This window comes from Litoreibacter meonggei, from assembly GCF_003663885.1.
GTDB lineage: Bacteria > Pseudomonadota > Alphaproteobacteria > Rhodobacterales > Rhodobacteraceae > Litoreibacter > Litoreibacter meonggei.
Genome location: NZ_RCCE01000002.1, coordinates 335544 through 358995 on the forward strand (window position 1 = coordinate 335544; position 23452 = coordinate 358995).

Sequence of the window (23452 nt, forward strand, 5' to 3'; positions counted from 1 at the left end):
TCCCGCATAGGGAGGAGACTACCATGACCAACAGGCACCCCATCGGTGGGCTATCGCATGTCAAAGGCACGACAGATACACCGCTTCTGGACCTGACTATTCCTGCGCTGCTGGCCCAAACGGCCACCCGCCTTCCGGACCACGACGCCTGTGTCTTCCCCAAGCAGAATATCTGCTGGAGCTATGCTGAGTTCGCGCGCCAGGTCGACCGCCTAGCTGCTGGCTTCCTCAATCTTGGCCTCGCCAAAGGTGACCGCGTCGGCATCTGGTCGCCAAACCGCGTCGAGTGGCTGCTGACACAGTTTGCCACCGCGCGCATCGGGGCAATTCTGGTCTGCATCAACCCCGCCTACCGCCAGTCAGAACTGGCCTATGCGTTGAAAAAAGTGGGCTGCGCCGCGTTGGTCACCGCCCAAAACTTCAAGTCCTCGGACTACATCGCCATGATCCGCGCGGTTGATCCCAAACCCGCATCCCTGCGCCACCTCATCGCAATGGGTGAAGCGCCGGAAGGCTTCTTGGTATTCGACGACATCTTGTCAGATGAAACCGCTCAATTGGACGCGATCACCGCAACGCTCGCACCTGATGATGTGATTAACATTCAGTACACCTCTGGCACGACCGGCCACCCCAAAGGCACCTGCCTGACGCACCGCAACATCGTCAACAACGCCTATTTCACCACCGCTACGATGGCTTTCACCGAAGCCGACCGCCTGTGCATCCCCGTGCCATTCTATCACTGCTTTGGCATGGTCATGGGCACGTTGGGCTGCGTGGCACATGGGGCCACGATGGTGGTCCCCGGTGAAGGGTTCGAGCCGCACGACACCTTGCAAGCGGTTCACGACGAGAAATGCACGGCGCTTTATGGAGTGCCGACCATGTTCGTGAACGAAATGGCTTTGCCGGATTTTGGTTCGTTTGACCTGAGCCACCTGCGAACAGGTATTATGGCGGGGGCGCCCTGCCCCCGCGAGGTCATGAAGAAGGTGCAGCGCGACATGCACATGACCGGTGTGACTATCGCGTATGGTATGACCGAAACCTCACCTGTTTCGTTCCAATCCGGACTCGACGATCCGTTGGACAAACGCGTCGGGACGGTAGGGCGCATCCATCCTCATGTGGAAGTCAAAATTGTTGATGATGCCGGGGACACCGTGGCGGTGGGCCTACAAGGGGAGCTACTGACACGTGGTTACTCTGTCATGCAGGGCTATTGGGGCGAAGACGCCCAAACCTCTGATGCTATCCGTGACGGCTGGATGCATACCGGTGATCTCGCAACGATGGACGACGAGGGATATGTTAAGATCACCGGTCGGGTCAAAGACATGATCTGTCGTGGCGGAGAAAACATCTATCCGCGCGAAATAGAGGAATTCTTGTTCACGCATCCAGACGTCGCGCAAGCTCAGGTTTTCGGCATCCCAGATGACACCTATGGCGAGGTGGTCTGCGCATGGCTCGTGTTGCACGAAGGCAGGCAAACTACTGGCGATGACATTCGTGCCTTTTGCAAAGATCAAATTGCCCACTACAAGCTTCCCCTTCATGTCCGCTTCAAGGAAGAACTACCGATGACGGTTACGGGAAAGCCCCAGAAATTCGTCATGCGAGACGCAATGATGGCTGAACTTGAAAAGATGCCTCCTCAATGACCAAGCGCGAACCTTTTGAAATCGGCGACACCAGTATCGAAGCTGGGACCCGCGTAACGGTGAACTTGCCAATTTCGACGCTGTCGGATCACACCCCCGTGACGATGTCGGTGCATGTAATCCACGGCAAAAAACCCGGGCCAACTATGTTTGTGTCTGCAGGTATTCACGGCGATGAAGTAATCGGCGTCGAGATTTTGCGCCGCCTGTTACGCACCAAGTCGCTTGGTTCCCTGCGGGGAACTTTGTTGGTGGTTCCCATCGTGAATGCCTTTGGTTTTCATAATCACTCGCGCTATCTGCCTGATCGTCGCGACTTGAACCGCTGCTTTCCCGGCTCGCCTGCCGGCTCGCTCGCGTCGCGTCTAGCACATGACTTTATGAACCATGTCGTCAAGAGATGTAGCTTCGGCATTGATCTTCACTCTGCCGCCATCCACCGCACCAATCTGCCGCAAATACGGGTCTCCGGAGTCTCACCTGAAAAGATGAAACTTGCTCAAGCTTTTGGGGCACCCGTCATCCTCACGTCCGCGCTACGCGACGGGTCACTGCGGGCTGCAGCGCGTGATCTTGGTATCGACGTGCTGCTTTACGAGGCGGGCGAAGGGCTGCGTTTTGACGAAATGTATGTTCGGGCGGGTGTGGCTGGCATTCTGCGGGTTATGGCTACCCGTGAGATGTTACCGCGCAAAGCGGTGACGCCCGCCAAGGCCAACTCCATCCTGTGCAAGTCATCGAAATGGGTGCGTGCGCCAGCGGGTGGGTTGCTCCGCGCGTTCAAAAGCGAGGGGGACGTTGTGACAGATGGCGAGGTACTCGCCGCTGTGTCCGATCCGTTCGGTGAGAACGAGGTGGAGTTGTTCGCATCCTTCGACGGCATCATCGTGGGGCGTGCCGTCATGCCAATCGTCAACGAGGGGGATGCAATCTATCACATCGCCGAAGTCGTCTCGAACGCCCGTGCTGAAACGGCGGTCGAGGACTTATCTGTTCAACTGGAAGAAGATCCGCTGTTCGACGAAGACGAAATTATTTAGGCCCCGTTTACGACATGTGTTGCGTTGGCCTTACTGTTTAACACCACTCGCGCGTTGGGGAGATCATTGGATTCGGCTTTCGTTAGCGCTTCCGCTTCGGAGTATCCGTGGTCGTGCCAACGTTGCAACAGGCGTTCGCGCAGGACGTTGAACGGAACGTCGAGGAAAATACTTAAGCTCCAAAACTCGCGCAACTGATCCCACGGCGCCGTGTTAAGCAGCAGGTAGTTGCCTTCGACAATCACTGTTTGACAATCAGCTTCGACCCTGCCGCCGTCCGGAACCACGCAATCGTTGCTGCGATCAAATGTCGGGTAAGAGATCGCGAGGGGTTCGCGGAGCGCTTTGACAAGCGCCACGAAGCCTTTCGCGTCGAAGGTTTGAGGAGCACCTTTGCGGGCGAGTAGGTCGCGTTTGATCAGCACCTCGTTATCCAGATGAAAGCCATCCATTGGCACCACTGCCGCATTCGGCAGCGTCTCTGCCAGCTGCTCCGCCAAAGTCGATTTTCCGCTGGCGGGAGCACCCGCGACGGCAATCAGACGGCGGTTTTGCGTCGTGGGTAAACTCTTGAGCAGCGCAAGTACGTCTGACGAGACCGGTCGTGTCACGCGGCCTCCGTTTGGGTCGGTGCCTCCTTAGCGCCGGTCATGAACGCCACTGCATCCGACATGGTATAGTCCTTGGGGTTGATAACGCAGAGACGCTTGCCCAAGCGGTGAACGTGAATGCGATCCGCAACTTCAAAAACGTGCGGCATGTTGTGGCTGATCAAGATAATCGGGATGCCGCGCGACTTCACGTCCTGGATAAGCTCCAAGACCTTCCGGCTTTCTTTGACACCCAAAGCAGCGGTCGGCTCGTCGAGGATGATAACCTTGGACCCAAAGGCAGCGGCCCGCGCGACAGCGACACCTTGGCGCTGGCCGCCGGAGAGAGTTTCAACAGCTTGGTTGATGTTTTGAATTGTCATCAATCCAAGCTCGGTCAACTTGTCACGCGCCCGACGTTCCATTTCTGGACGGTCCAGCTGACGCATCCATTTGCCCATGAAGCCCGGCTTGCGTAACTCGCGCCCCATGAACATATTGTCGGCAATCGACAGCGCCGGCGACATGGCAAGGGTTTGATAGACCGTCTCAATCCCTGCCTCACGGGCTTGGATCGGCGAGGTGAAGTGGATTTTCTTGCCTTCAAGAAAAACCTCGCCTTCATCCGGTATAACTGCACCAGAGACTGCTTTGATCAGCGAGGACTTACCCGCCCCGTTGTCACCAATCACCGCCAGAATTTCACCCGGCATCAGGTCGAAGTCACAGTGGTCCAGAGCAGTTACTTTGCCGTAGCGTTTAACAAGCCCGCGTCCTTTGAGAATAGGTTCCATTATACCGATACCTTTCTGATCCACTGGTCAACTGCAACGGCGCCGATAATCAGCGCGCCAATCAACAAGTAAGTCCATTGCGCGTCCGCACCCAGCAGACGCAGGCCAAGGGTGAATACACCCACGATAAGCGCGCCAAAAAGCATACCCAAAATGGAGCCGCGCCCACCAAACAGCGAGATGCCGCCAATCACCACGGCCGTGATGCTTTCGATATTGGCCAACTGGCCCGAGGTTGGCGAGACGGAGCCGATCCGCCCGATCAACGCCCAGCCCGCAAACGCGCAGATCAGGCCGGAGAGCATATAGACGGAAATCAATGTGCCTTTGACGTTAACCCCTGACAGTTCTGCCGCTTCGGGATCATCGCCAACAGCGTAGACGTGCCGTCCCCAAGCCGTTTGCTTCAGGACATAGGCCAGCACCACAACAAGCATCACCATGAAGATGACGCCGATTGTGAAATTGGCCCCACCGCGCCCGGCCTCGTCTGCACCAATGGTGAATTTTTCGCCAAACACTTGAAGCAAGGGAGCCTCTGTGGAGATCACCTGACTACGAATAGTCTCGTTCGCGGAGTAAAGGAAATTGGTCGCCAAAGCGATCTGCCACATACCCAGCGTCACAATGAACGGTGGCAGTTTCATTACGGCGATCAGCCAGCCATTCAAAAAGCCAACGAATGTGCCGCAGAGCAGGCCACACACGATGGCTATCTCGACCGGAATTCCATAACGGAATGTAAACTGCCCCATGACGACCGAACTGAGCACCATGATTGCCCCCACGCTCAGGTCGATGCCGGCAGTTAGGATAACGAGGCTTTGCGCCGCACCCACGATCCCCACAATGGCGGTCTGCTGAAGGATCAACGTCAACGCAAAGGGAGAGAAGAATTTGGAGCCAAGAAGCAGCCCGAAGACAAGGACTGACATCAGCAGTACAATCAGCGGGACCAGCGCCGGGTTCACATGCAACCAATGCTGGATCGTGCCAAGTGCACCGCGATCAGGCACCTCGAATTTGGCTACTCCGTCATTCGTGTTTTCAGCGCTCGACATGGACACCCTCCCACAGTTGGCTTGTGATTAAGTTTAAGGGGCGGACCAGGCCGCCCCTTAAATGTTGGTCTATCTTAGAGGATTAACCCCAGCAGAGGTTAGTACCTTCTGTTGTGTCGATGCTTTCGACACCTTCGGCAGGTTCGTCCGTGACCAAAGCCACGCCAGTGTCAAAGAAATCTTTGCCTGGAGTTACTGCTGGTTTGGTGCCGTCTTTGGCCCAAGCAGCAATTGCTTCGATACCTTTGGACGCCATCAGCAGCGGGTATTGCTGCGATGTCGCACCGATTACACCGTCTTTAATGTTCTCGATACCAGGGCAGCCGCCATCTACAGACACGATCAGCACGTCGCCCTCACGACCGATAGATTTCAGCGCTTCATAAGCACCGGCAGCGGCTGGCTCGTTAATGGTGTAGACCACGTTGATTTCCGGATCTTTGGCCAGAAGGTTTTCCATCGCCTTGCGACCACCCTCTTCGTTACCCGCGGTGATGTCGTTGCCAACGATACGTGGATCAGTTTCGTCGCCCCATTTGTTCGGATCGCCCAAATCAATGCCAAATCCTTGCAGGAAGCCTTGGTCGCGCAGAACGCCAACGGTTGGTTGGGATACGGCAAGATCAAGCATTGCGATCTTGGCGTTCGCAGCATCTGCACCAAGTTTGGCCGCTGCCCATTTGCCGATCAACTCACCAGCAAGGAAGTTGTCTGTCGCGAAGGTAGCGTCCGCAGCGTCAATAGGAGACAGCGGAGTATCGAGAGCAATCACTACAAGGCCAGCATCACGCGCTTGCTGAACAGATGACACGATAGATGATGTGTCGGAAGCAGTTAGCAGGATGCCTTTGGCACCGTCTGCGATACAGGTTTCGATCGCTGCGACTTGTGTTTCGTGGTCACCGTCAACCTTGCCAGCGAAAGACTTCAGCGTCATGCCAAGCTCTGCCGCTTTGGCCTCAGCGCCTTCCTTCATCTTGACGAAGAACGGGTTGGTGTCGGTTTTCGTGATCAGGCAAGCCGTGATCGCGTGGCCATCTGCAAATGCAGCACCGGACAGGGCTGTCAGCGCGACAGCTGAGGTTGCGAGTAATTTCTTCATGAAGTCCTCCCAGACATGTTGTGGTCCGCAATGCGGATCAGAACCCCGCCCTACCGGCGGAACTGGCGCTAAGAAACGCGATTCGTGACGTGGGGTCAATAAATAAATAAACTTGATTTATTAATTCGACATGCCATTGTTTCCGTTAGAGGTGCTGCGTATAGGATCGCACGTATGGATGGATCGAAAGTCAGATCACTCAGTGGCGGCGCAAACCAAAGTGGTTTGCGTAATCATAATGAACGCCTGCTGCTTTCCATGTTGCAGCGTGGTGGCGCGATGCCCGGAAGCGACCTCGCACGCATTGCGGGCCTATCCCCACAGACTGTTTCAGTCATTTTGCGCAAACTGGAGAACGATGGACTCCTGACACGTGGCGCTCCCGTCCGCGGAAAGGTTGGCAAGCCCTCGGTACCTATGACGCTAAACCCCGACGGGGTCTTTTCGCTCGGCGTCAGCATTGGCAGGCGCAGCGCCAAGATTGTACTAATGGACTTCACAGGTGTTATTCGCGCCGAAGTCGCCACCACATTTCCTTACCCCCTGCCCGCCCAAATCTTCGCGTTCATGAAAGACGGGTTCGCAGAGCTAACCGCCAAACTTCCGCTCGCACAGCAGCAGCGACTTTGCGGCATTGGGGTCGCCGCACCGTTTGAGCTATGGAACTGGCACGAGATGGTCGGCGCTACCGCTGAGGAGTTTGCCTTGTGGAAAGGCATCAACTTTCAAGACGAGGTTGCCGAATTTAGTGACCTTCCAGTGCATGTGGTCAACGACGCCACCGCCGCTTGCCGCGCGGAACATGTTTTTGGGCGTGGTAAGGAATTTCGAGACTATGCATACTTCTTCGTCGCCGCATTTGTCGGGGGCGGAATCGTGCTTAACCACTCTGTCTATGAGGGTCACCAACACAACGCCGGCGCTTTGGGCTCCTTGCGCAGTGTTGGACCAAACGGGGAAAGTCGTCAGTTAATTGACATCGCATCCATCCACTTGCTTGAAGCACGCCTTTCAGAGGTAGGGCTGGACCCCAGCGGATTATGGAACAGCGACGACTGGAGCCCCTATGCCCGCTATGTTGAACCCTGGATTCGCCAAACCGCCCAGGAGCTTGCCAAGGCCGCCCTGTCAACATGTGCGGTTATCGACTTTGAGGCGATCCTGATCGACGGCGGCCTCCCTCTGGACGTCAAAGAGACGTTGGTTGCACGGACGCGTCGCTACCTTTTGAACCAAGACACGCGTGGGCTCATTCCACCGCAGGTCGAAACTGGCAAGATTGGCCGACAGGCACGCGAAATCGGGGCCGCCTGTAGTCCAATTTTCTCGCAATTTCTGCTGAATACCAACGCGGGATTAGCGCTGTAACCTCTGCTGTTTCCTGAATTAGGTAGCCCCTTACATCGCGCGTCAAACTCTCTATTCTGACAGTGACTTTGTACGATCCAAGGATGACTTCATGTCACGCAGAATCGACCTCAATTCCGATCTGGGCGAGAGCTTTGGCCCATGGAACATGGGCGACGACGCGGCAATGTTGTCGATCGTCTCCAGCGCCAATATTGCCTGCGGCGGTCATGCGAGTGATCCTGAAACCATGTACCAAACCTTGCGTCTCGCCCATGAAAACGGCGTGAGGGTGGGGGCGCATCCCGGCTACAATGACCGTGAGGGGTTTGGGCGAAGGATCATCCCCATGCTTCCTGTAGAGATTGGTCGGATGGTTGCCGCCCAGATCGGTGCATTGCAAGCCATGTCAGCCATGGCGGGGACCAAGGTCAGATACGTGAAGCCCCACGGCGCGCTTGGAAATTTGGCAGCAGCGGATCGAGATGTTGCCAATGCCATCATCGCGGCAGTCCAAAAAATTGATCCACAGCTGTCGATTCTAGCCATTTCCGGAATGCAGTTGGAGCAGGCGGCGCGCGTTGCCGGTATGCAAGTCTACTCGGAAGTTTTTGCCGATCGTGGCTATCTGTCGAACGGGCAATTGGTGCCACGTGGGCAGGAGGGCGCGATGATCCACGACCCATGCGAAGCCGCCGAGCGGTTACTCGCGTTTCTGGAGACAGGTTTGATGCCGGTTATTGATGGTGACCCGATCAAGTTAGACGCACAGTCCATTTGCGTACACGGCGACAGTCCCGATGCGGTTGCAATGGCGCACGCAATTCGCGAGCGCCTGACCGCCGCGGGCATATTGATTTCCGGCTTCGCGCAAGAATGAGTGTCCCGAGCTTCAAAGCGGTCGCAGACCATGCATTGCTGGTTGAGTACGCCACCGAGATTAGCGACGAGGTGAACCGAACCGTCATCGCGTTGGATCACGCCATCGCAGAAGCTCAGATCAACGGAGTGCAGGAGGTTGTCCCCGCGCTGGTCAATCTGCTCGCTCTATTCGATCCTACGCAAACCACCCACCGAGAGGTGGAAGCTGCCATCCGCGCGTTGCTTCCCGTTGTTCCGGCGGACGATGCGAAAGCCGACCATCACGTTCTCGACATATGCTATGACGAAGGCATGTCCCCCGACCTCGAAGCCGTCGCAAAGGCCCGCGGCATGAGCCAAGAAGCAATCATCAAAGCCCACGTTTCTGCGCGTTACCGTGTCGGCATGTACGGTTTTGCACCAGGTTATGCGTATTTGTCCGGAGTGCCAGACGCCATCCAAGTGCCGCGAAAGACCACGCCCGTCCGCGACATTCCGGCAGGTAGTGTAATGATCGCAGGACCTCAATGTCTTGCTACCACCATCATCATGCCAACCGGGTGGTCAATCATCGGCCATACGCCCGCGAAAATCATGACCGGAGATCCAGCACGGCCCTTCTTGTTTGACGTTGGTGATACGGTCTCGTTCAACCGTATCCGCCGCGAGGCATTATGAGTAGCGCGCAACTTCGTGTCGTCCATGCGGGGCCTTTGGTCACCATCCAAGACGCCGGGCGTTTCGGGCACATGCGTTTCGGCGTTTCGGCTTCCGGCCCCATGGATCGCAGCAGCTTTGCCATCGCGAATGCCGCCCTCGGACTGACGGAGGCGAAGACCGGCATAGAAGTCTCACTTGGTGGACTGGTATTGGAGTGCCGGCAAGGAGCGGTAAGCTTCGCGGTTGCCGGTGGTGGGTTCTCTGTAGATTGCGCTGGCGTTAAGTCGTCATCTTGGACGGTGCAGACCCTCTTTGAAGGTCAGAAACTGATCATCAGGGGGGGCGCATGGGGGAGTTGGACTTACCTCGTTTTTTCGGGCCGCCAGATTGCCAGAACTTGGCTAGGGTCTACTGCGACACAATCCATGTCAGGCTTCGGGGGCGGCGCGTTGCGCTCGGGCCAAGATATCGAAATTGAAGATGCACACGTCCGCGATGACCGCATTGGAGACATCCCCTGCCCCGCTTTTGCCCAACCCGATGGCACGGCGCACGTGGTTGTCGGCCCGCAGGATCAACATTTTCTGCCTATCTCGGTCGAGGCATTTTTGAGCACGCCCTACAAGCTCACTGACGCCTTCGACCGAATGGGCGTGCGTTTGAGTGGCCCGAAGCTAGAGCTGAGCGAAGCGCTCTCAATCCCATCAGAACCAATCTTGCGCGGCTCGGTACAGGTTTCGGGGGATGGCGTTCCGACAGTTTTGCTTGCGGACCACCAAACCACTGGGGGCTATCCAAAAATCGCGACTGTCATTTCATCTGATCTTGACCGATTGTCACAAATGCGCGCGCAGGACCGTATCAAGTTTACTGCAGTAACTGCTGAACAGGCCGTAGAAATAGTACGCTCCGAGGCAGACGCAAGGCGCACCTACATCAATGAACTCGCCAAGCCCCGACCAAGCTTGAACGAGCGGCTGCTGCGTGAAAACCTAATTGGCGGCGTGGTAAGTGGAAACGACGACTAGCCACAAAAAAGGGCGCGGAGCCATCGCCTCGCGCCCAATCATTGCCGTTGGTCGTTGATCAGACCATGATCGTGTAGATCCCCAAGAATATAATGGCGGAAAGGATCGCCGCTGCGGGCACCGTAATGATCCAAGCCGCGATAATGGTCATGAAGTGGGATCGGCGGACAAGTTTGCGACGGCGGCGTTCTTCGGTCGCCATGACAGGACGATCCGGCATAGCCATCCGCGCTTTCTTGATCCGGCGTTCCGCATCCCATTCGCGGAAGAAGCCCACGCCGAACACGCCGCCAACCGCGATATGTGTCGAACTAACCGGAAGGCCCAGCCAACTGGCCACGATCACAGTAATCGCCGCCGACAACGCCACGCAATAAGCGCGCATCGGGTTCAGCTTGGTGATCTGGCTGCCTACCATCTTGATCAGCTTGGGACCGAATAAAAACAGACCAAAGGAGATACCGAATGCGCCGATAACCATGACCCAGATCGGAATGCTGACTGCATGGGTGAAGTCACCTGATTCCGACGCCTGCACGATTGCCGCCAATGGGCCAACTGCGTTGGCTACATCGTTCGCGCCATGTGCGAAGCTCAGCAGTGCCGCAGAGACCACTAACGGGATGCCAAACAGAACCTTCAGAGACTTGTTGCGGTTCTCCAGACCCTCGGATTGTTTGCGGATCGTGGGAATCATGATGGCCCAAGTAACAACGCCAATTGCAGCCCCGATCATCAATGCGGTGGGCATGTCGATCTTGATGATTTTTTTCAGACCCTTGAGCGCCAAATACGCAGCGAACGCACCCGCCATAATACCGACCAAAACTGGTACCCACTTGCGCGCCGCGGCAATTTTATCATCCTGATAAATGATGCGGGATTTGATTAGCCAAAGGAACCCCGCTGCCACAAGCCCGCCCAGAACCGGCGAGATCACCCAACTGGCCGCGATTGCACCCATGGTTGACCAACTCACTGCAGCAAGCCCCGCCGAGGCGATGCCTGCGCCCATCACGCCGCCAACGACAGAGTGTGTGGTCGAGACGGGCGCGCCGACCCATGTGGCAAGGTTCACCCAAAGTGCCGCCGATAGCAGTGCGGCAAGCATCGCCCACATAAAGGTTTGCGCGTCGCCCATGCTCTCGGGCGCAATGATGCCTTTGGCGATGGTTGAAACCACGTCGCCACCAGCGATAAGCGCACCGGCACTCTCAAAAACTACGGCGATTGCGATGGCACCGCCCATAGTCAACGCATTTGCGCCGACAGCCGGCCCCATATTGTTGGCTACATCATTGGCGCCGATATTCAGCGCCATATAAGCCCCGAAACACGCAGCGATTATCACGATAAGCGAGTTGTTAGCTTGACCAAAGATCATTGCCGCCGCCAAGCCAGCCAAAACGATGAACACAAGCGCAATACTTGGGCCGACAATAGGCCGCGACACGTAGCTGGTCGCCATCTCTAAGTTGGAGTAACGCGCTAGGTCACGATCCAGCGTTTCTAGGTGGCGTGGATCGCCTTGTGGTTGTTCAGACATGAATCGTTCCCCAGATTTGTCGGGGGAGTAATCTCTTAAGTCAGTGCCGAAATCAACCGCCCGAATGCGCGCATGACGGAACTGCTAAAATAGTCACAAAGCACGAAATATAGACTTGAGTTCATGTTCACGCACGAGACCGGCTGCGTCGGACGGGCTGACCCATTTGCGGCGGCGTTCCCGAGACTCCGGAAAGTCCTCTTTCAGGTTCTCAACCTCGAAGGAATATACCAGCGTTTCGACAGCAACTGGCAGGCCACTGCTCAGGGTTTTGTCATATGTATAGGTTCCGATAGATTTAGCGGCCATTTGTCCTTCGGAAACTCCGGCCTCTTCCCACGCTTCTTGTCTGGCAGACTCGGGGGAGCTTAAACCGCGAATGGGCCACCCTTTGGGGATAATCCAACGACCGGTATCACGGCTGGTCACGAGCAGCACCTGACGATCATCGCCCTCGTCGCGGTAGCATAATGCTGCGACCTGCAATCGCTTTGGACGTTGCAACATCGGGGACAGAAAACTGTCCCAGACCCCGCGAAATAGTTTGATCATCAGTGAAACCGCTCAAGTTATTTTTATTGTTGTTGCAGCCAACATATTGACTCGAAGCGAAAATTGCAAATCTGGGCCGCTCAGAGAGCCTTGGAGGTCGACAGATTTGTCGACCAGCCATGGTCTGCAACTACTGATACACGGGGGGCAAAAGTGGTGCCCAGGGGCGGATTTGAACCACCGACACGAGGATTTTCAATCCACTGCTCTACCCCTGAGCTACCCGGGCACCGGGTGTTCGCATAGGGTGTTTACCTGCGAACGTGGGCCTATTTAGGCTAGTGATTTGGTGCTGTCCATAGCGTAGTTCACGAAAAGTACAAACTCCGGCGCATCAGGCCGTTAGTGAGGCTTCGAGCCATCACCGGCTGGGCCACCTGAAGCGATCTCACCCAGTTTTTTCTCCAGCTCTTCCATCAACTCTTCATCATCGACCGGGTCTTCGCTGGGAAGCGCATAAGCACCCGTCATCCAGCGACCCAGATCAATATCAGCGCAGCGCTTCGAGCAAAACGGGCGGAATTTCTCGACTGTTTCTTTGGAACAAATGGGACAGCTCATTGGGCCAGTCCTTTCGGTATCGGCAGACGTTCGCGTTTGCGCTGCAACTCGTAATGCCCCAGCGGCGTCCAGCCAACCAACGAGGTTTCAATGGGGTCACTACGGAACGCACTGCGCAAGGCGGTTTCAAATTGCTTGCGGTCTTTTTTCGCCATAGGCGCCAGATCAAGGGTGATCTGCCCCCCCAACCCGCGCAGCCGCAACATCCGCGGCAAAGCCTTCGCCACGGCTAAATTGGCCTTCAAACCTGCAGCCGGTGAAAAATCGCCGCCCGTGTTCACGTCCACGGCGACCAGTGCGCGGGTCGGCTCTATGAACATGGATGCTTGGCCAAGTGGCACCTCTTCACGGTGAAGCAACGCCAAGTCGTCCAGCACGCCATGGGCCTCGAAGCCCTCCACGGTCTCATCCGAATGCGGCCAGTCACGCCATGCCAGATCATGCGGCCCCTGTGCGTCGACGAGAAGTTCGGGTTCACCCTCGATATCCGCCAAAACCGCATCCGCAAGATCTAGCAGGCTGTCGGCTTCCTCGGCGATATCATCGGCATCAAGACCAACCGCGCCCGTGCGCAGAATAACCCCATGCCCTGCCTCAGGTGCCCGCGAGCGGTGCAAAGCCTCCAAAAGCGTCTCGCGCAATTCTTCGTCGCGGACTTGGCGTGAGACGTTCAACCCTTTCGCACCCGGTGTCACGATCACGCTGCGACCTTTGAAAATCAGCCGGTCGGTGACTGGCACCGCCTTGTGAGGCTCGGCGTAGGAGGTCACTTGCACAAGCATTGTTGTGCCGGGCTTCAAGCCCTGCGCGCCGCGAAACAAAGCGGTCTGTCCGTCGGGCAAGGTCATCATCATGCCGCCCTGCCCTTTAAGCGGGCGGTCGGCCACAGCGCGGTAAATCGCACCCGGTGCAGGTGGAGCATCCTCATCCGGCGCGATCAGCAGATCATCCAGAACGCCGTCCACCATGCGTGCGGCGGCTTCACGGCCAGCCAGCTCGCCTAAGACAATCAAAGCCCCCTTCATCGCGCGGCCTCATATCCTGCGGTTTTCAACAATTGCGCGGCTTCGGCCACGGGAAGCCCCATGACCCCTGTGTACGAGCCTTGTATCCACGGGATGAACGCACCAGCGGGGCCTTGGATGGCGTAACCCCCTGCCTTTCCCTGCCAATCATCAGTGGCAAGATAGGCGTTCAACTCTTCATCCGAGAGGTTCTTCATTTTGACCGCGGTGACCACGTCAGCTGTCCAAATCCGGTCGCCACGTTTCACCGCCATTGCGGTAATCACGCGATGTCTGCGCCCTGACAGCGACAGCAGAAACTGCGCGGCCTCGCCCGCATCGGCGGGTTTGCCCAAGATACGGCGGCCCAACGCGACTGTCGTGTCCGCGCATAAGGCCACCTCGTTATCCGCAAGCACCAAAGCCTCTGCCTTGCTGCGCGCAATCCGCCGGCAATAGTCGCGCGGCTTCTCGGCGGGCAGCGGGTCTTCGTCTATATCAGGGGGGCGAATGTCGTCCGGGGTGATCCCCAGAGTCGCCAAAAGCTCCAGCCGCCTTGGCGAGCCGGAGCCGAGCACGAGCCTCAACCCGGCTTCCCGGGTCAGAGCGGTCACTTGAAGCGGTAGTTGATCCGACCCTTGGTCAGATCATAGGGGGTCATCTCGACCTGCACCTTGTCGCCTGCCAGAACGCGGATGCGGTTCTTGCGCATCTTGCCTGCCGTATGCGCGATGATCGTATGGCCGTTTTCCAGCTCGACCAGGAACGTCGCGTTAGGCAGGAGTTCCTTCACGACGCCGGGGAATTCGAGCAGTTCTTCCTTGGCCATGTTCACTCCGTTGTTATGCCCACCAAACTGCGGGCGTGGCACTAAATGCGCCGGGACTTGAGGGTTTTCAAGGGTTAACTGGGCCTGCGCAGGGCGACATGACGGTTTTGTGGGTGTTTTGACGCCAGAGATAGGGTTTCAGGTCAGTTCTGACGATCGCCTGTGCCTACAACGCCAACTTACGGGGATTTTTTCCGGTAAATCTCGAATCCGCTTTTGACGTCAATCAGCTCGTACTGCTGAAAGTGCGGCAAGAACCTCGGATCTTCACTAAAGAACTCAACATAGGAGAAATCGGGGTCGTCGATATAGAATGGGTTCTTGTCGACGAGCAACAAGTCGGCCGCCCCGCCCACAAAATCGGTCACCACGTCCGCGCGCGTTTGAGCCAAGACACCCTCAACTGCTAAACAATCCGCAGGCTTGGATTTGCACGCGGTACTTTGGAGCCGGTTCAGTGCGCCGGGGATCAACCACAATGCGGGGTAACGGCTTGTCCACTCACCACCGGAATCCAGAACCAACGGGAAGCTAGGCCAAAGGCTGGAGGAGAACACCGCAAGGCGACGCTCGGCCCCGGCGCTTTCGAGATAGGGCTGAAACAACGTTGTGGCTGGACTGCGGTACAAGCCTATCCGAGCACTGTTCACGCAAATCAGTCCGAGACAGGCCAACGCCAAAACGCGGACTACAACTGAGCTAGCCGGTCGCGACAAAACCCAAAAGCTTGCGATGGCAATAAGGGAAAAAGCAGGTGTGATTTGATAGCCGTAACCTGTCCATTGGGCAATGTAGATGATCAGACAGGCAGCGGTTGCAGCAAAGACGACATCGAACCCGCGGGGCGCACTATCTCGGACAGCAGCTAAAGCCAAAAGCGCAAAGGCGACAATCAACGCCGGTGAGGCAGTTTCAATCACGCTCCGCATTGAAAACCCATAGGCACCATAAACCTTGGCCGCCATCGGAACGATGACATCCAAATACTCCGGGTGCCACAGCTTAACCAACACAACATAGCCAAGTCCCATGGTAAGCAAAACAAGGTTGGATACCGAAGTCATCGGCCGTACTGAACGCGTTCGCGCACAAAGCGCCACGGTGTTTGCGATGGGGATCAGCATGAAATGCGGCTTCAGGCATAAACCAATACCTGCAAATACCGCTCGCGCCGCCTCACCCGAACGCGTCGAGTTTACAACGCTGCCACTCAAGGCCAGACCAAAAACATAAGGCAATAGCACGATTACCAACGTGTGTTCCCGCTGCGCAAAGTCCTGCACAAACGGGACCGTCAAGGCAAAGCAAGCGCCCGCCAGTAACCCGAGTTTGTGACGCTGCGTCATCTCATCCGTTCGGTGCAATAGCTCCCAAACCCACAACAGGCTTAGCGTAAGCACACCGCAGGTTAATAGGATTTGCGCCCGAATATCTGCCACGCCCAAGCTATCTGCCACCCATATGGCTGGGGCCGTCAGGTAGAAGTTCAACGGTGGATTCACTTCAACCAGATCAACGTACAGGCGCGCGCCTTCCAACCATTTTCGGGTGGCGACCAAATACCAAGCGGTGTCGTGGTTGATAAGTCGGCCCTGTAACACCGCGAAGCACAATAACCCGAACCCCATCGCTGCAAACACACCGTGCCAGTATCCTGACTTGCGCGGCACGACCTCAGCAAAGGTCCACATTTTCGAGACGACATAGGTTAATACGGGAACACATATCCCGACAGCGATCATGGCAACTGCAAAGGGCGCACCTAAGCTGGTGTGGACGAGATGCGTAATCCCAGCGCTCGACGCCAGCCCAGCCAATGAGACAAAAAGGAACCGCTGTGCGTGGATGTCGTGATTGCCCACGACCTGAAAGGTGAACCTTGCATGGCCTGCGTAAGACAACCCGAAAGCCGTGCAAAAACCCAATAGGTTGGCCAATTGAGCGGGCATATCAAGAAGCGACTGAGCTGCTATCGCCGCCAGCAAATGGGCCAGTGTCGCCAGAACTCCTACGCTGAGGAAACGGTGGACTCGCGCGGTGATCACTAGGCAGGCTTTCGTTTCCGCAAGATTGCCATAACCGACAGTCCTGCGGGCATACGCACGCGCCCCAGTAAATGCCGCTCGCTGGAAAAGACATTGTAGAGCGCACGGTTCAATCCCGGCGCCGGCATGGTGTCATCGGGCGCTTCGCTACCAACCAACTTTTTGAGCGCACGCATCCCTACCGCCACGGGCAGCAGAAAACTATTAAAGTAGCCGCATTGCACGACCTCGAGGCCAGCGTCCTTTGCTGTTCTGCTTAGGCTAGCTTTGCAATAGCGGCGGAAATGGTGGTGAGAGACATCATGCTTGGACCATAGCCACTGGAAAGCTGGCACCGTGACGAAGATCACCCCGTCATCGGTGAGATGATCGCCAAGCGCGCGCAGTGAGCCGCAATCATCCTCGACATGTTCCAACACATCAAAAAGCCCTACAAGATCATAGCGCTTGCCCTCGAAAGGGATACCTGTTGGCAACGCTCCAAATGGGATTGTGACGCCAGACTTGGCCTCAGCAGTTGCGCGGGCGTCGTCGTCAAACTCGAACGCATCCACCTCGCCAAATTCAGACAACATTTGCAAATTGCCACCTGTGCCGCACCCAGCCTCAAGAATGGCGGCGTGCTCTGGCAACGGAATGATCCGCTGCATGGCGGACCGAATGATGTCCCGTCGTGCCTTGAACCACCAATGCTCTGCCTCTTGTTCGTTCATGCGGGCGTAAACTGATCTATCCATTGTGTGCTGTGTCCTCAAAATCACTAGTCGAGCGGACCACGTATATGGGCCGTCCCCGGACCTCCGCGTAAATTCGACCGATATACTCACCAAGGATGCCGACGGCGAACAGGTTCAAGCCGCCAAACATCAAGATCAGGATCACGGTCGACGCATAGCCGGGCGTGTCGGCGCCGAATACCACTGTGTAGAAAAAGACGAACGCCGCGTAGATAAACGACGCGATGGACAGAAGGAAACCGACATAGCTCCAGACCCGCAACGGCATTGTTGAAGCGGATAAGATGCCATCCAAAGCAAAATTCCATAGCTTCCAATATGTCCAAGTTGTTTCCCCGGCGCGCCGGTTGGGACGCTCGAACGTCACCTCTTGCGCATCGAAACCGACCCAGCTGAAAAGGGCTTTGTTAAATCGGGCGCGCTCGCCCATTTGGCGCAGAACATCCACTACCTGGCGATCCAGAAGGCGATAATCGCCGACATTCATTGGGATCTTTTGCTCCGCTAATAGATTGAAAATCTTATAGAAAGAGTTAGCAGTTAGTCGTTTTAACCACGTGTCATGACTTCGATCAATGCGGCGCGCGTTGACGACCTTGGCTCCGCCTTGCCACTTCTCCACCATCTCAGGGATCAATTCGGGCGGGTCTTGTAGGTCAACGTCCATCGGGATCGCTGCATCGCCATGGGCGTGCTCCAACCCTGCGCACAAAGCAGCGTCTTTGCCAAAATTTCGTGAGAGGTTGACCAATCTTACCCGAGGGTCCGCCGCTTGCGCCAGCTCTACAGCAGGCTCGGTCGCATCGGAACTGCCGTCATTGATAAACAAAACCTCATAGTCGATCTCTGGGCAACTTGTTCCCATGACCTTGGCGATCGTTGCGGTGAATGGGGCAATGCTGTCCTGTTCGTTGTAAACGGGAACGATCAGCGACACCAATAGTCGCTTGGTCTGCGCCACGCGGCCCTCTTTTACTTGTTTGGGAAATTTCTCGTACCCCATAGTCAAACCTCAGCCCTTGTGCTGCGCACGCACAGCGCAACATTTCACCTAGAGCTGATTATCATCACCTAGTTTGGTGCAATTGAGTTTGATAGTGGGTATTTTTGCGGCAACGGAAACAGTCCAAGCGGCAAGATCAGCTCGCAGTTGGCGCGCCAAAGCGGCCCAAAATCCGCTCTTTGATCTGTTCCCGTGCCATCCTGTAGGAGTTCAGTTTTTCCTCGCGCCCTTCGCCCAGACCTGTTGGGTCCAGAATTGGCCAATATTCAACATCCAGATGGTAAACGCGTGTCAATTCAAGGGCTTGCCGCTGCGATGCCGGGCTTAGCGCAACGATCAAGTCAAACCCCGACAGGTCATCGCCCCATTCCTGCATTTCCTCGAAAGACCTTGTCCGATGACGGGACAGCTCAACCCCCATTTCTTTGCAAACAGCAACAGTGAAGCCATCGATGTCGAGATCATTCTTTACGCCCGCAGACTGAACATAAATGTCTGTACCGTAGAATTCTTTCATCAACCCTTCAGCCATAGGCGAGCGCACGGCGTTGTGGTCGCAGCAGAACAGAACCGACTGTGGTTGGTCCGCCCCCATCCCCTCAGCCCCCGAAATGCAGAACGCAAATGAGGGTAAACAGGCGGCGGGCCGTATCGCTGTCGACTTCCGCCTTGCCCTCCAAGCGCTCTTCTAAAACGCGCGCACCTTCGTTGTGGATACCACGTCTCGCCATGTCGATGGTCTCGATCTGGCTGGGCGGTAGCTTCTTCACAGCGTCGAAATAGCTTTCGCAAATTTGGAAATAGTCCTTAACAACCTGCCGAAATGGCCCCAATGATAGATGAAACTCAGCCGCCTTGTTGCCGCCATCCGTGTGCAGGTCAAAGACCAAACGGCGTTCGCGAATGGACAGGTCTAGTTTATACGGCCCATCTGGCGCGCCGTCTTGCGGCAGCTCAAACGTGTTGTCCTCAATCAGGTCAAAAATAGCGACTTTGCGTTCCTGCTCGATCTCTGGAGTTGGGATCGGCAGACCGCTGTCGTCAATGGTGACTTCGCATAGTTTACTCATTCTTCATTCAACCTATTCAATCGCGCCCGAACCGACAATCCATGCGCTTCCAACCCTTCAGCCTTTGCCAGTGTCTCGGCAGCAGGGCCGATGGCTTTCAGCGCTTCGGGGGTCATTCGCGCAAGTGTCGTGCGTTTCACAAAATCCATCACCGACAGCCCGGACGAGAACCGCGCCGAGCGTGCCGTGGGCAGTACGTGGTTCGGTCCGCCAATGTAGTCACCAATCGCTTCTGGAGTGTACGCGCCAATGAAGATTGCGCCAGCGTGGCGCACACGCGCTGCTAATTCGTTTGCATTTTCACAAGCAATTTCAAGATGTTCTGGTGCAATTCTATCAGACAACATTAACGCTTCATCCATATCTTTCACGACAATCACTGCACCAAAGTCACGCCAGCTTGGCCCCGCAATCGAGCGGCGCTCCAGCGTTTCCAAGCGGATTTCAACTGACTTTGTAACCGCTGCTCCAAACGCTGCATCGTCGGTAATCAAAAGGCTCTGCGCGCTTTCGTCATGCTCCGCTTGCGACAGTAAATCCACCGCGACCCAATCAGGGTCATTGTCTTTGTCCGCGATGACCAATATCTCGGACGGCCCTGCTATCATATCTATGCCAACGCGCCCAAACACGCGGCGCTTGGCGGCAGCAACGAAGGCATTTCCCGGTCCGGTTATCTTGTCGACCGCTGCGATGGTTTCCGTTCCATAAGCCAGCGCAGCAATCGCCTGCGCGCCGCCAATTCGGTAAACAGTTTCGACGCCCGACAGACGGGCGGCCAGCAGCACCAACGGGTTGGCGACACCGTCAGGTGTGGGCGCGCAAATCACCAGCCGCTCCACCCCCGCGACTTGCGCGGGTATGGCGTTCATCAGCACAGAAGAGGGGTAGCTTGCCAACCCGCCCGGCACGTATAGCCCCGCGGCCTCAACGGGGGTCCAGCGCCAGCCAAGCATCTCGCCATGGGGGCCGTCCCACGCTTCGTCTTGGGGTAGTTGGCGGTCGTGATAGGCGCGGATGCGCTCGGCGGCCAGCGCTAGTGCTGCGCGCTCTTCAGCCGGAACTTTCGCGATTTCCGCGTCCATTTCCTCGCGCGAAAACGCCAGCGTCTCGGGTGTCAAATCCATCCGGTCAAATTTGGAGGTTAACTCGATCACCGCCGCGTCACCGCGTGATTGCACATCGGCAATTATCCCTGCAACGACAGCGTCCACATCGGGGCTGTCTTCACGCTTCATCGTCAGAAGCCGGGCAAATTGAGTGTCGAAGTCAGCGTCAGCGCTGTTGAGAAACATAGGCATGCCGCCTCCATACCGCGCAGGCGCGGAAGGCTCAACGATCCAAAGCGCGTACCATCAATAAATCGTCGCACTCTTCACCGTCGATGATCACGGATCGTGGAATTCGGCCCACTTGTTCGAAGCCGTTGCGGATGTAGAACCGCTGGGCGCGCGGGTTTTTTGCCCAGACGTAGAGCTCCAGTTGCAGCACACCCATCTGTCTGGCCTTCTCCGCCAGCGCATCCATCAGCGCTTGCGCTGCACCCTGCCCCTGACTGGCGGTGCTCACATAGAACGGCCCGATCATCGCGCGATGCCGTGCCGAGGCAAAGCCGTTCTGCGCCAGCCCCGCAAGGCCGATCAACGTCTCGCCCGCAAAGGCGCCCATTATCTTGCCGCTATCAAGAACCCGCGCAACCTCATCCGGACTCGTATCCCGAACCTCATCGAGCGACCTCAGAAACGCGGTCGGGTAGTTGGTAACCCCTTCAATGTGCAGCGCTTGAAACGCCTCTGCATCCGCACTGGTGAGCGTCCGGACTTTCACTCCGGGTGCTTCGGGGCCTTGCGGGAAGGGGCGATGTAGGGGCGCGTGACGTCTTGCAGCGTGATGTTCACGCATTCCGCTTCCAGTGCAATTGCGCCGTCGCCTGCGAGTGTCAGCTCGAAGCGCCCTGCCCCATCCTCACCCGCTTTCCACGTGATGGACAACAACGACAACACCATTTCGGGGTCGGACCGGTCCAAGCCGCTAGACGACACCTTGGTCACGTCGTCAAATGCCAGCACCGCACGAACACGTTCGAAATCCCGCCCGCGCCGCTCGGCGGCAGGCAAATCTTCCCAACGGAAGCGGTTCAACAACAACGCAAAGCGACGTTGCGCGGGTTTCCACGCCATCTCGCTCACCGGAAATACCGCGTCCTGCGCAAGCGACGAGATCACCGTGACGTCATCAGCATCCTCTGCCGTCAGACGAAGGGAGCGCGCGGCGCCGTCCTCGAAACTCGCGTCCTGGCTCATTCAGGCACCCGTTTGATCAATGCGCCGACGCCACCCAACTTCTGTTCAATCCGCTCATATCCGCGGTCAAGGTGGTAAACACGGCCGACGGTCGTCTCTCCTTCGGCGGCGAGGCCCGCCAGAATGAGGGAAACCGAAGCTCGGAGGTCGGTCGCCATCACCGGCGCACCGTTCATTTTCTGAACGCCCGTCACCGTGGCATGGCCACCCTGAACGTCGATTTTAGCGCCCATCCGGATCAGTTCCGGCGCGTGCATAAAGCGGTTCTCGAAGATCGTCTCGTGCAGTTTCGACGTGCCGTCGGCAAGGCACAGCGCCGCCATCATCTGCGCTTGCAGGTCGGTCGGGAAGCCCGGGAACGGCTCTGTCTCGACATCGACGGGCTTCAGCCGGTCGCCATTGTGGGACACTTTCAAACCACGCTCGGTTTCGATGATCACAACGCCCGTTGCTTCCAGCTTGTTGCAAAACGCATCCACCAGATCACGACGGCCGCCGATCAATTCGACCTCGCCCCCCGCAATGGCAGGCGCGATCATGAACGTGCCCAACTCAATGCGGTCGGCGATCACTTCGTGGGTCGCGCCGTGCAGCCGGTCGACGCCTTCAATGGTAATCTCGGACGTACCAGCACCGGAAATCTTCGCCCCCATAGCGCTCAGGCATTTGCACAAATCAACAGTATCCGGCTCGCGCGCCGCGTTCTTGATGACGGTCGTGCCTTTCGCCAGTGTCGCGGCGGTGATCGCGTTCTCGGTCCCGCCCACCGTGACGAACGGGAATTCGATCACTGCGCCCGTCAAACCGTTCGGGGCGGAGCAATGCACGTAGCCTTCGTCCAGCGTAATCGTGGCCCCCAGCTTTTCCAGCGCCATCAGGTGTAAATCCACCTTGCGCGCGCCAATGGCGCAACCGCCGGGCAGCGACACCGTTGCCTCGCCTTCGCGGGCAACCAGCGGCCCCAGCACATTGAACGACGCGCGCAGCTTGCGCACCATTTCGTATTCAGCTTTGCGGTTGGTGATTTCTCCGGCAGACAACACCATGACGTTGCCCCCGTTCAGCAGCGCCACTTCGCACCCAAGGGATTCCAGCAGTTCCGACAATGTCCCGATATCGGAGAGGCGCGGCACATTGGTCAGCGTCAGCGGCTCGTCACTCAAAAGCGCGGCAGTCATCAGTTTCAGGCAAGTATTCTTTGCTCCGGAGATCGTAATCTCCCCCTTCAGCGGACCATTGCCCGTGACGACGATCTTATCCATGGTTTACTGCCCTTTTGTCTCGTTATCGCCCGTATTTCCGGGGGTTTTTCTGGCGCGCGCCTGCTGCTTACGACGTCCCATATTCGCCTTCAATGCCGCCTTCAACCGCGCCTCGCGTATTTGTGCGTGATGCTGGGGTTTGGGGGTGTCTTTGTGGGATGTCCGGTCACTCATGAAACCGTCTTAACCCAGGGCGCTCAAAGGGTCCAGATTAGGGTTGCGCCGAGAAGAGTTTCACCCTAATACCCCGCCCACACGCAAGTGTAGATGCTGTGGTAGCTCAGTGGCAGAGCACACCCTTGGTAAGGGTGAGGTCGAGAGTTCAATCCTCTCTCACAGCACCATCTCCCCAATTCCTACTTTCAGTGCCCTCAGATGACCGCGGGTGCG

The 23452-nt window shown here is 56.9% G+C and carries 26 protein-coding genes and 2 tRNA genes; 7 read left to right on the forward strand and 21 right to left on the reverse strand.

What is annotated here, in order from left to right:
- Nucleotides 1-23: 23 nt before the first annotated feature.
- Both BCF46_RS06460 and BCF46_RS06465 read left to right on the forward strand, forming a co-directional pair.
- A complete protein-coding gene (locus BCF46_RS06460) occupies nucleotides 24-1667 on the forward strand; it encodes an AMP-binding protein (RefSeq protein WP_121022896.1) in 1644 nt (547 codons plus the stop codon).
- The gene (locus BCF46_RS06465) at nucleotides 1664-2707 is read left to right on the forward strand and encodes a succinylglutamate desuccinylase/aspartoacylase family protein (RefSeq protein ID WP_121022897.1); all 1044 of its coding nucleotides are present in this window, start codon (nucleotides 1664-1666) and stop codon (nucleotides 2705-2707) included. The genes BCF46_RS06460 and BCF46_RS06465 overlap by 4 nt, the downstream gene beginning before the upstream one ends.
- On the opposite strand, the gene BCF46_RS06470 is transcribed toward BCF46_RS06465, so the two are convergent.
- The 4 genes from BCF46_RS06470 to BCF46_RS06485 form a co-directional block, all read right to left on the reverse strand.
- Nucleotides 2704-3318, reverse strand: a complete 615-nt coding sequence (locus BCF46_RS06470; RefSeq protein ID WP_121022898.1) for an AAA family ATPase — start codon at nucleotides 3316-3318, stop codon at nucleotides 2704-2706. The genes BCF46_RS06465 and BCF46_RS06470 overlap by 4 nt on opposite strands.
- On the reverse strand, nucleotides 3315-4091 hold the full coding sequence (locus BCF46_RS06475; protein WP_121022899.1) for an ATP-binding cassette domain-containing protein: 777 nt from the start codon (nucleotides 4089-4091) through the stop codon (nucleotides 3315-3317). Before BCF46_RS06475 ends, BCF46_RS06470 begins: the two co-directional genes overlap by 4 nt.
- On the reverse strand, nucleotides 4091-5152 hold the full coding sequence (locus BCF46_RS06480) for an ABC transporter permease (RefSeq protein ID WP_121022900.1): 1062 nt from the start codon (nucleotides 5150-5152) through the stop codon (nucleotides 4091-4093). Before BCF46_RS06480 ends, BCF46_RS06475 begins: the two co-directional genes overlap by 1 nt.
- An 82-nt stretch (nucleotides 5153-5234) precedes the next feature.
- A complete protein-coding gene (locus BCF46_RS06485) occupies nucleotides 5235-6254 on the reverse strand; it encodes a sugar ABC transporter substrate-binding protein (RefSeq protein ID WP_121022901.1) in 1020 nt (339 codons plus the stop codon).
- A gap of 174 nt (nucleotides 6255-6428) precedes the next feature.
- Between BCF46_RS06485 and BCF46_RS06490 the strand changes: the two genes are divergently transcribed.
- The 4 genes from BCF46_RS06490 to BCF46_RS06505 all read left to right on the forward strand — a co-directional run bounded on the left by BCF46_RS06490 (nucleotide 6429) and on the right by BCF46_RS06505 (nucleotide 10150).
- Nucleotides 6429-7622, forward strand: coding sequence for an ROK family transcriptional regulator (locus BCF46_RS06490; protein ID WP_121022902.1), 1194 nt, complete (start codon nucleotides 6429-6431; stop codon nucleotides 7620-7622).
- Between the two features lie 91 nt (nucleotides 7623-7713).
- Complete coding sequence (locus tag BCF46_RS06495; protein ID WP_121022903.1) at nucleotides 7714-8481, forward strand: LamB/YcsF family protein; 768 nt, start codon at nucleotides 7714-7716, stop codon at nucleotides 8479-8481.
- The gene (locus tag BCF46_RS06500; protein WP_121022904.1) at nucleotides 8478-9140 is read left to right on the forward strand and encodes a 5-oxoprolinase subunit B family protein; all 663 of its coding nucleotides are present in this window, start codon (nucleotides 8478-8480) and stop codon (nucleotides 9138-9140) included. Before BCF46_RS06495 ends, BCF46_RS06500 begins: the two co-directional genes overlap by 4 nt.
- On the forward strand, nucleotides 9137-10150 hold the full coding sequence (locus tag BCF46_RS06505; protein ID WP_121022905.1) for a 5-oxoprolinase subunit C family protein: 1014 nt from the start codon (nucleotides 9137-9139) through the stop codon (nucleotides 10148-10150). Before BCF46_RS06500 ends, BCF46_RS06505 begins: the two co-directional genes overlap by 4 nt.
- Before the next feature lie 58 nt (nucleotides 10151-10208).
- On the opposite strand, the gene BCF46_RS06510 is transcribed toward BCF46_RS06505, so the two are convergent.
- From BCF46_RS06510 to BCF46_RS19745, 17 genes are all read right to left on the reverse strand, one after another.
- Nucleotides 10209-11696 carry an inorganic phosphate transporter gene (locus BCF46_RS06510; protein ID WP_121022906.1) on the reverse strand — a complete coding sequence of 496 codons (1488 nt, stop codon included), beginning with the start codon at nucleotides 11694-11696 and terminating at the stop codon, nucleotides 10209-10211.
- Between the two features lie 93 nt (nucleotides 11697-11789).
- The gene (locus BCF46_RS06515; RefSeq protein ID WP_121022907.1) at nucleotides 11790-12248 is read right to left on the reverse strand and encodes an NUDIX hydrolase; all 459 of its coding nucleotides are present in this window, start codon (nucleotides 12246-12248) and stop codon (nucleotides 11790-11792) included.
- 154 nt (nucleotides 12249-12402) lie between these two features.
- Nucleotides 12403-12477 (reverse strand) — tRNA-Phe (locus BCF46_RS06520).
- A 113-nt stretch (nucleotides 12478-12590) separates the two neighbouring features.
- Nucleotides 12591-12809 carry a DNA gyrase inhibitor YacG gene (locus BCF46_RS06525; RefSeq protein WP_121022908.1) on the reverse strand — a complete coding sequence of 73 codons (219 nt, stop codon included), beginning with the start codon at nucleotides 12807-12809 and terminating at the stop codon, nucleotides 12591-12593.
- A complete protein-coding gene (locus BCF46_RS06530; protein WP_121022909.1) occupies nucleotides 12806-13834 on the reverse strand; it encodes a ribonuclease E/G in 1029 nt (342 codons plus the stop codon). Before BCF46_RS06530 ends, BCF46_RS06525 begins: the two co-directional genes overlap by 4 nt.
- Nucleotides 13831-14400 (reverse strand): Maf family protein, encoded by a 570-nt coding sequence (locus tag BCF46_RS06535; protein WP_121023282.1) that lies wholly within the window; start codon nucleotides 14398-14400, stop codon nucleotides 13831-13833. The genes BCF46_RS06530 and BCF46_RS06535 overlap by 4 nt, the downstream gene beginning before the upstream one ends.
- A gap of 23 nt (nucleotides 14401-14423) precedes the next feature.
- Complete coding sequence (gene infA / locus BCF46_RS06540) at nucleotides 14424-14642, reverse strand: translation initiation factor IF-1 (RefSeq protein WP_008186030.1); 219 nt, start codon at nucleotides 14640-14642, stop codon at nucleotides 14424-14426.
- A gap of 179 nt (nucleotides 14643-14821) precedes the next feature.
- Complete coding sequence (locus BCF46_RS06545) at nucleotides 14822-16687, reverse strand: GtrA family protein (RefSeq protein ID WP_170157876.1); 1866 nt, start codon at nucleotides 16685-16687, stop codon at nucleotides 14822-14824.
- Nucleotides 16687-17424 carry a class I SAM-dependent methyltransferase gene (locus BCF46_RS06550; protein WP_121022911.1) on the reverse strand — a complete coding sequence of 246 codons (738 nt, stop codon included), beginning with the start codon at nucleotides 17422-17424 and terminating at the stop codon, nucleotides 16687-16689. Before BCF46_RS06550 ends, BCF46_RS06545 begins: the two co-directional genes overlap by 1 nt.
- The gene (locus tag BCF46_RS06555) at nucleotides 17417-18427 is read right to left on the reverse strand and encodes a glycosyltransferase family 2 protein (RefSeq protein ID WP_121022912.1); all 1011 of its coding nucleotides are present in this window, start codon (nucleotides 18425-18427) and stop codon (nucleotides 17417-17419) included. Before BCF46_RS06555 ends, BCF46_RS06550 begins: the two co-directional genes overlap by 8 nt.
- A 136-nt stretch (nucleotides 18428-18563) precedes the next feature.
- Entirely contained in the window at nucleotides 18564-19022 is a 459-nt protein-coding gene (locus BCF46_RS06560) for an arsenate-mycothiol transferase ArsC (RefSeq protein ID WP_121022913.1), read from the reverse strand.
- Between the two features lie 4 nt (nucleotides 19023-19026).
- Nucleotides 19027-19497, reverse strand: coding sequence for a UPF0262 family protein (locus BCF46_RS06565; protein ID WP_121022914.1), 471 nt, complete (start codon nucleotides 19495-19497; stop codon nucleotides 19027-19029).
- A complete protein-coding gene (hisD, locus tag BCF46_RS06570; protein WP_121022915.1) occupies nucleotides 19494-20798 on the reverse strand; it encodes a histidinol dehydrogenase in 1305 nt (434 codons plus the stop codon). The genes BCF46_RS06565 and hisD overlap by 4 nt, the downstream gene beginning before the upstream one ends.
- Before the next feature lie 31 nt (nucleotides 20799-20829).
- Nucleotides 20830-21324, reverse strand: a complete 495-nt coding sequence (locus BCF46_RS06575) for a GNAT family N-acetyltransferase (protein ID WP_170157877.1) — start codon at nucleotides 21322-21324, stop codon at nucleotides 20830-20832.
- Complete coding sequence (locus tag BCF46_RS06580) at nucleotides 21321-21800, reverse strand: DUF2948 family protein (RefSeq protein ID WP_121022917.1); 480 nt, start codon at nucleotides 21798-21800, stop codon at nucleotides 21321-21323. The genes BCF46_RS06575 and BCF46_RS06580 overlap by 4 nt, the downstream gene beginning before the upstream one ends.
- Nucleotides 21797-23062: a UDP-N-acetylglucosamine 1-carboxyvinyltransferase gene (gene murA / locus BCF46_RS06585; protein WP_121022918.1), complete on the reverse strand. Its 1266-nt coding sequence runs from the start codon at nucleotides 23060-23062 to the stop codon at nucleotides 21797-21799. The genes BCF46_RS06580 and murA overlap by 4 nt, the downstream gene beginning before the upstream one ends.
- Before the next feature lie 3 nt (nucleotides 23063-23065).
- Nucleotides 23066-23236 carry a hypothetical protein gene (locus BCF46_RS19745; protein ID WP_170157878.1) on the reverse strand — a complete coding sequence of 57 codons (171 nt, stop codon included), beginning with the start codon at nucleotides 23234-23236 and terminating at the stop codon, nucleotides 23066-23068.
- A gap of 95 nt (nucleotides 23237-23331) precedes the next feature.
- On the opposite strand from BCF46_RS19745, the gene BCF46_RS06590 reads away from it, so the two are divergent.
- Nucleotides 23332-23406, forward strand: a tRNA-Thr gene (locus BCF46_RS06590).
- Nucleotides 23407-23452: the final 46 nt, after the last annotated feature.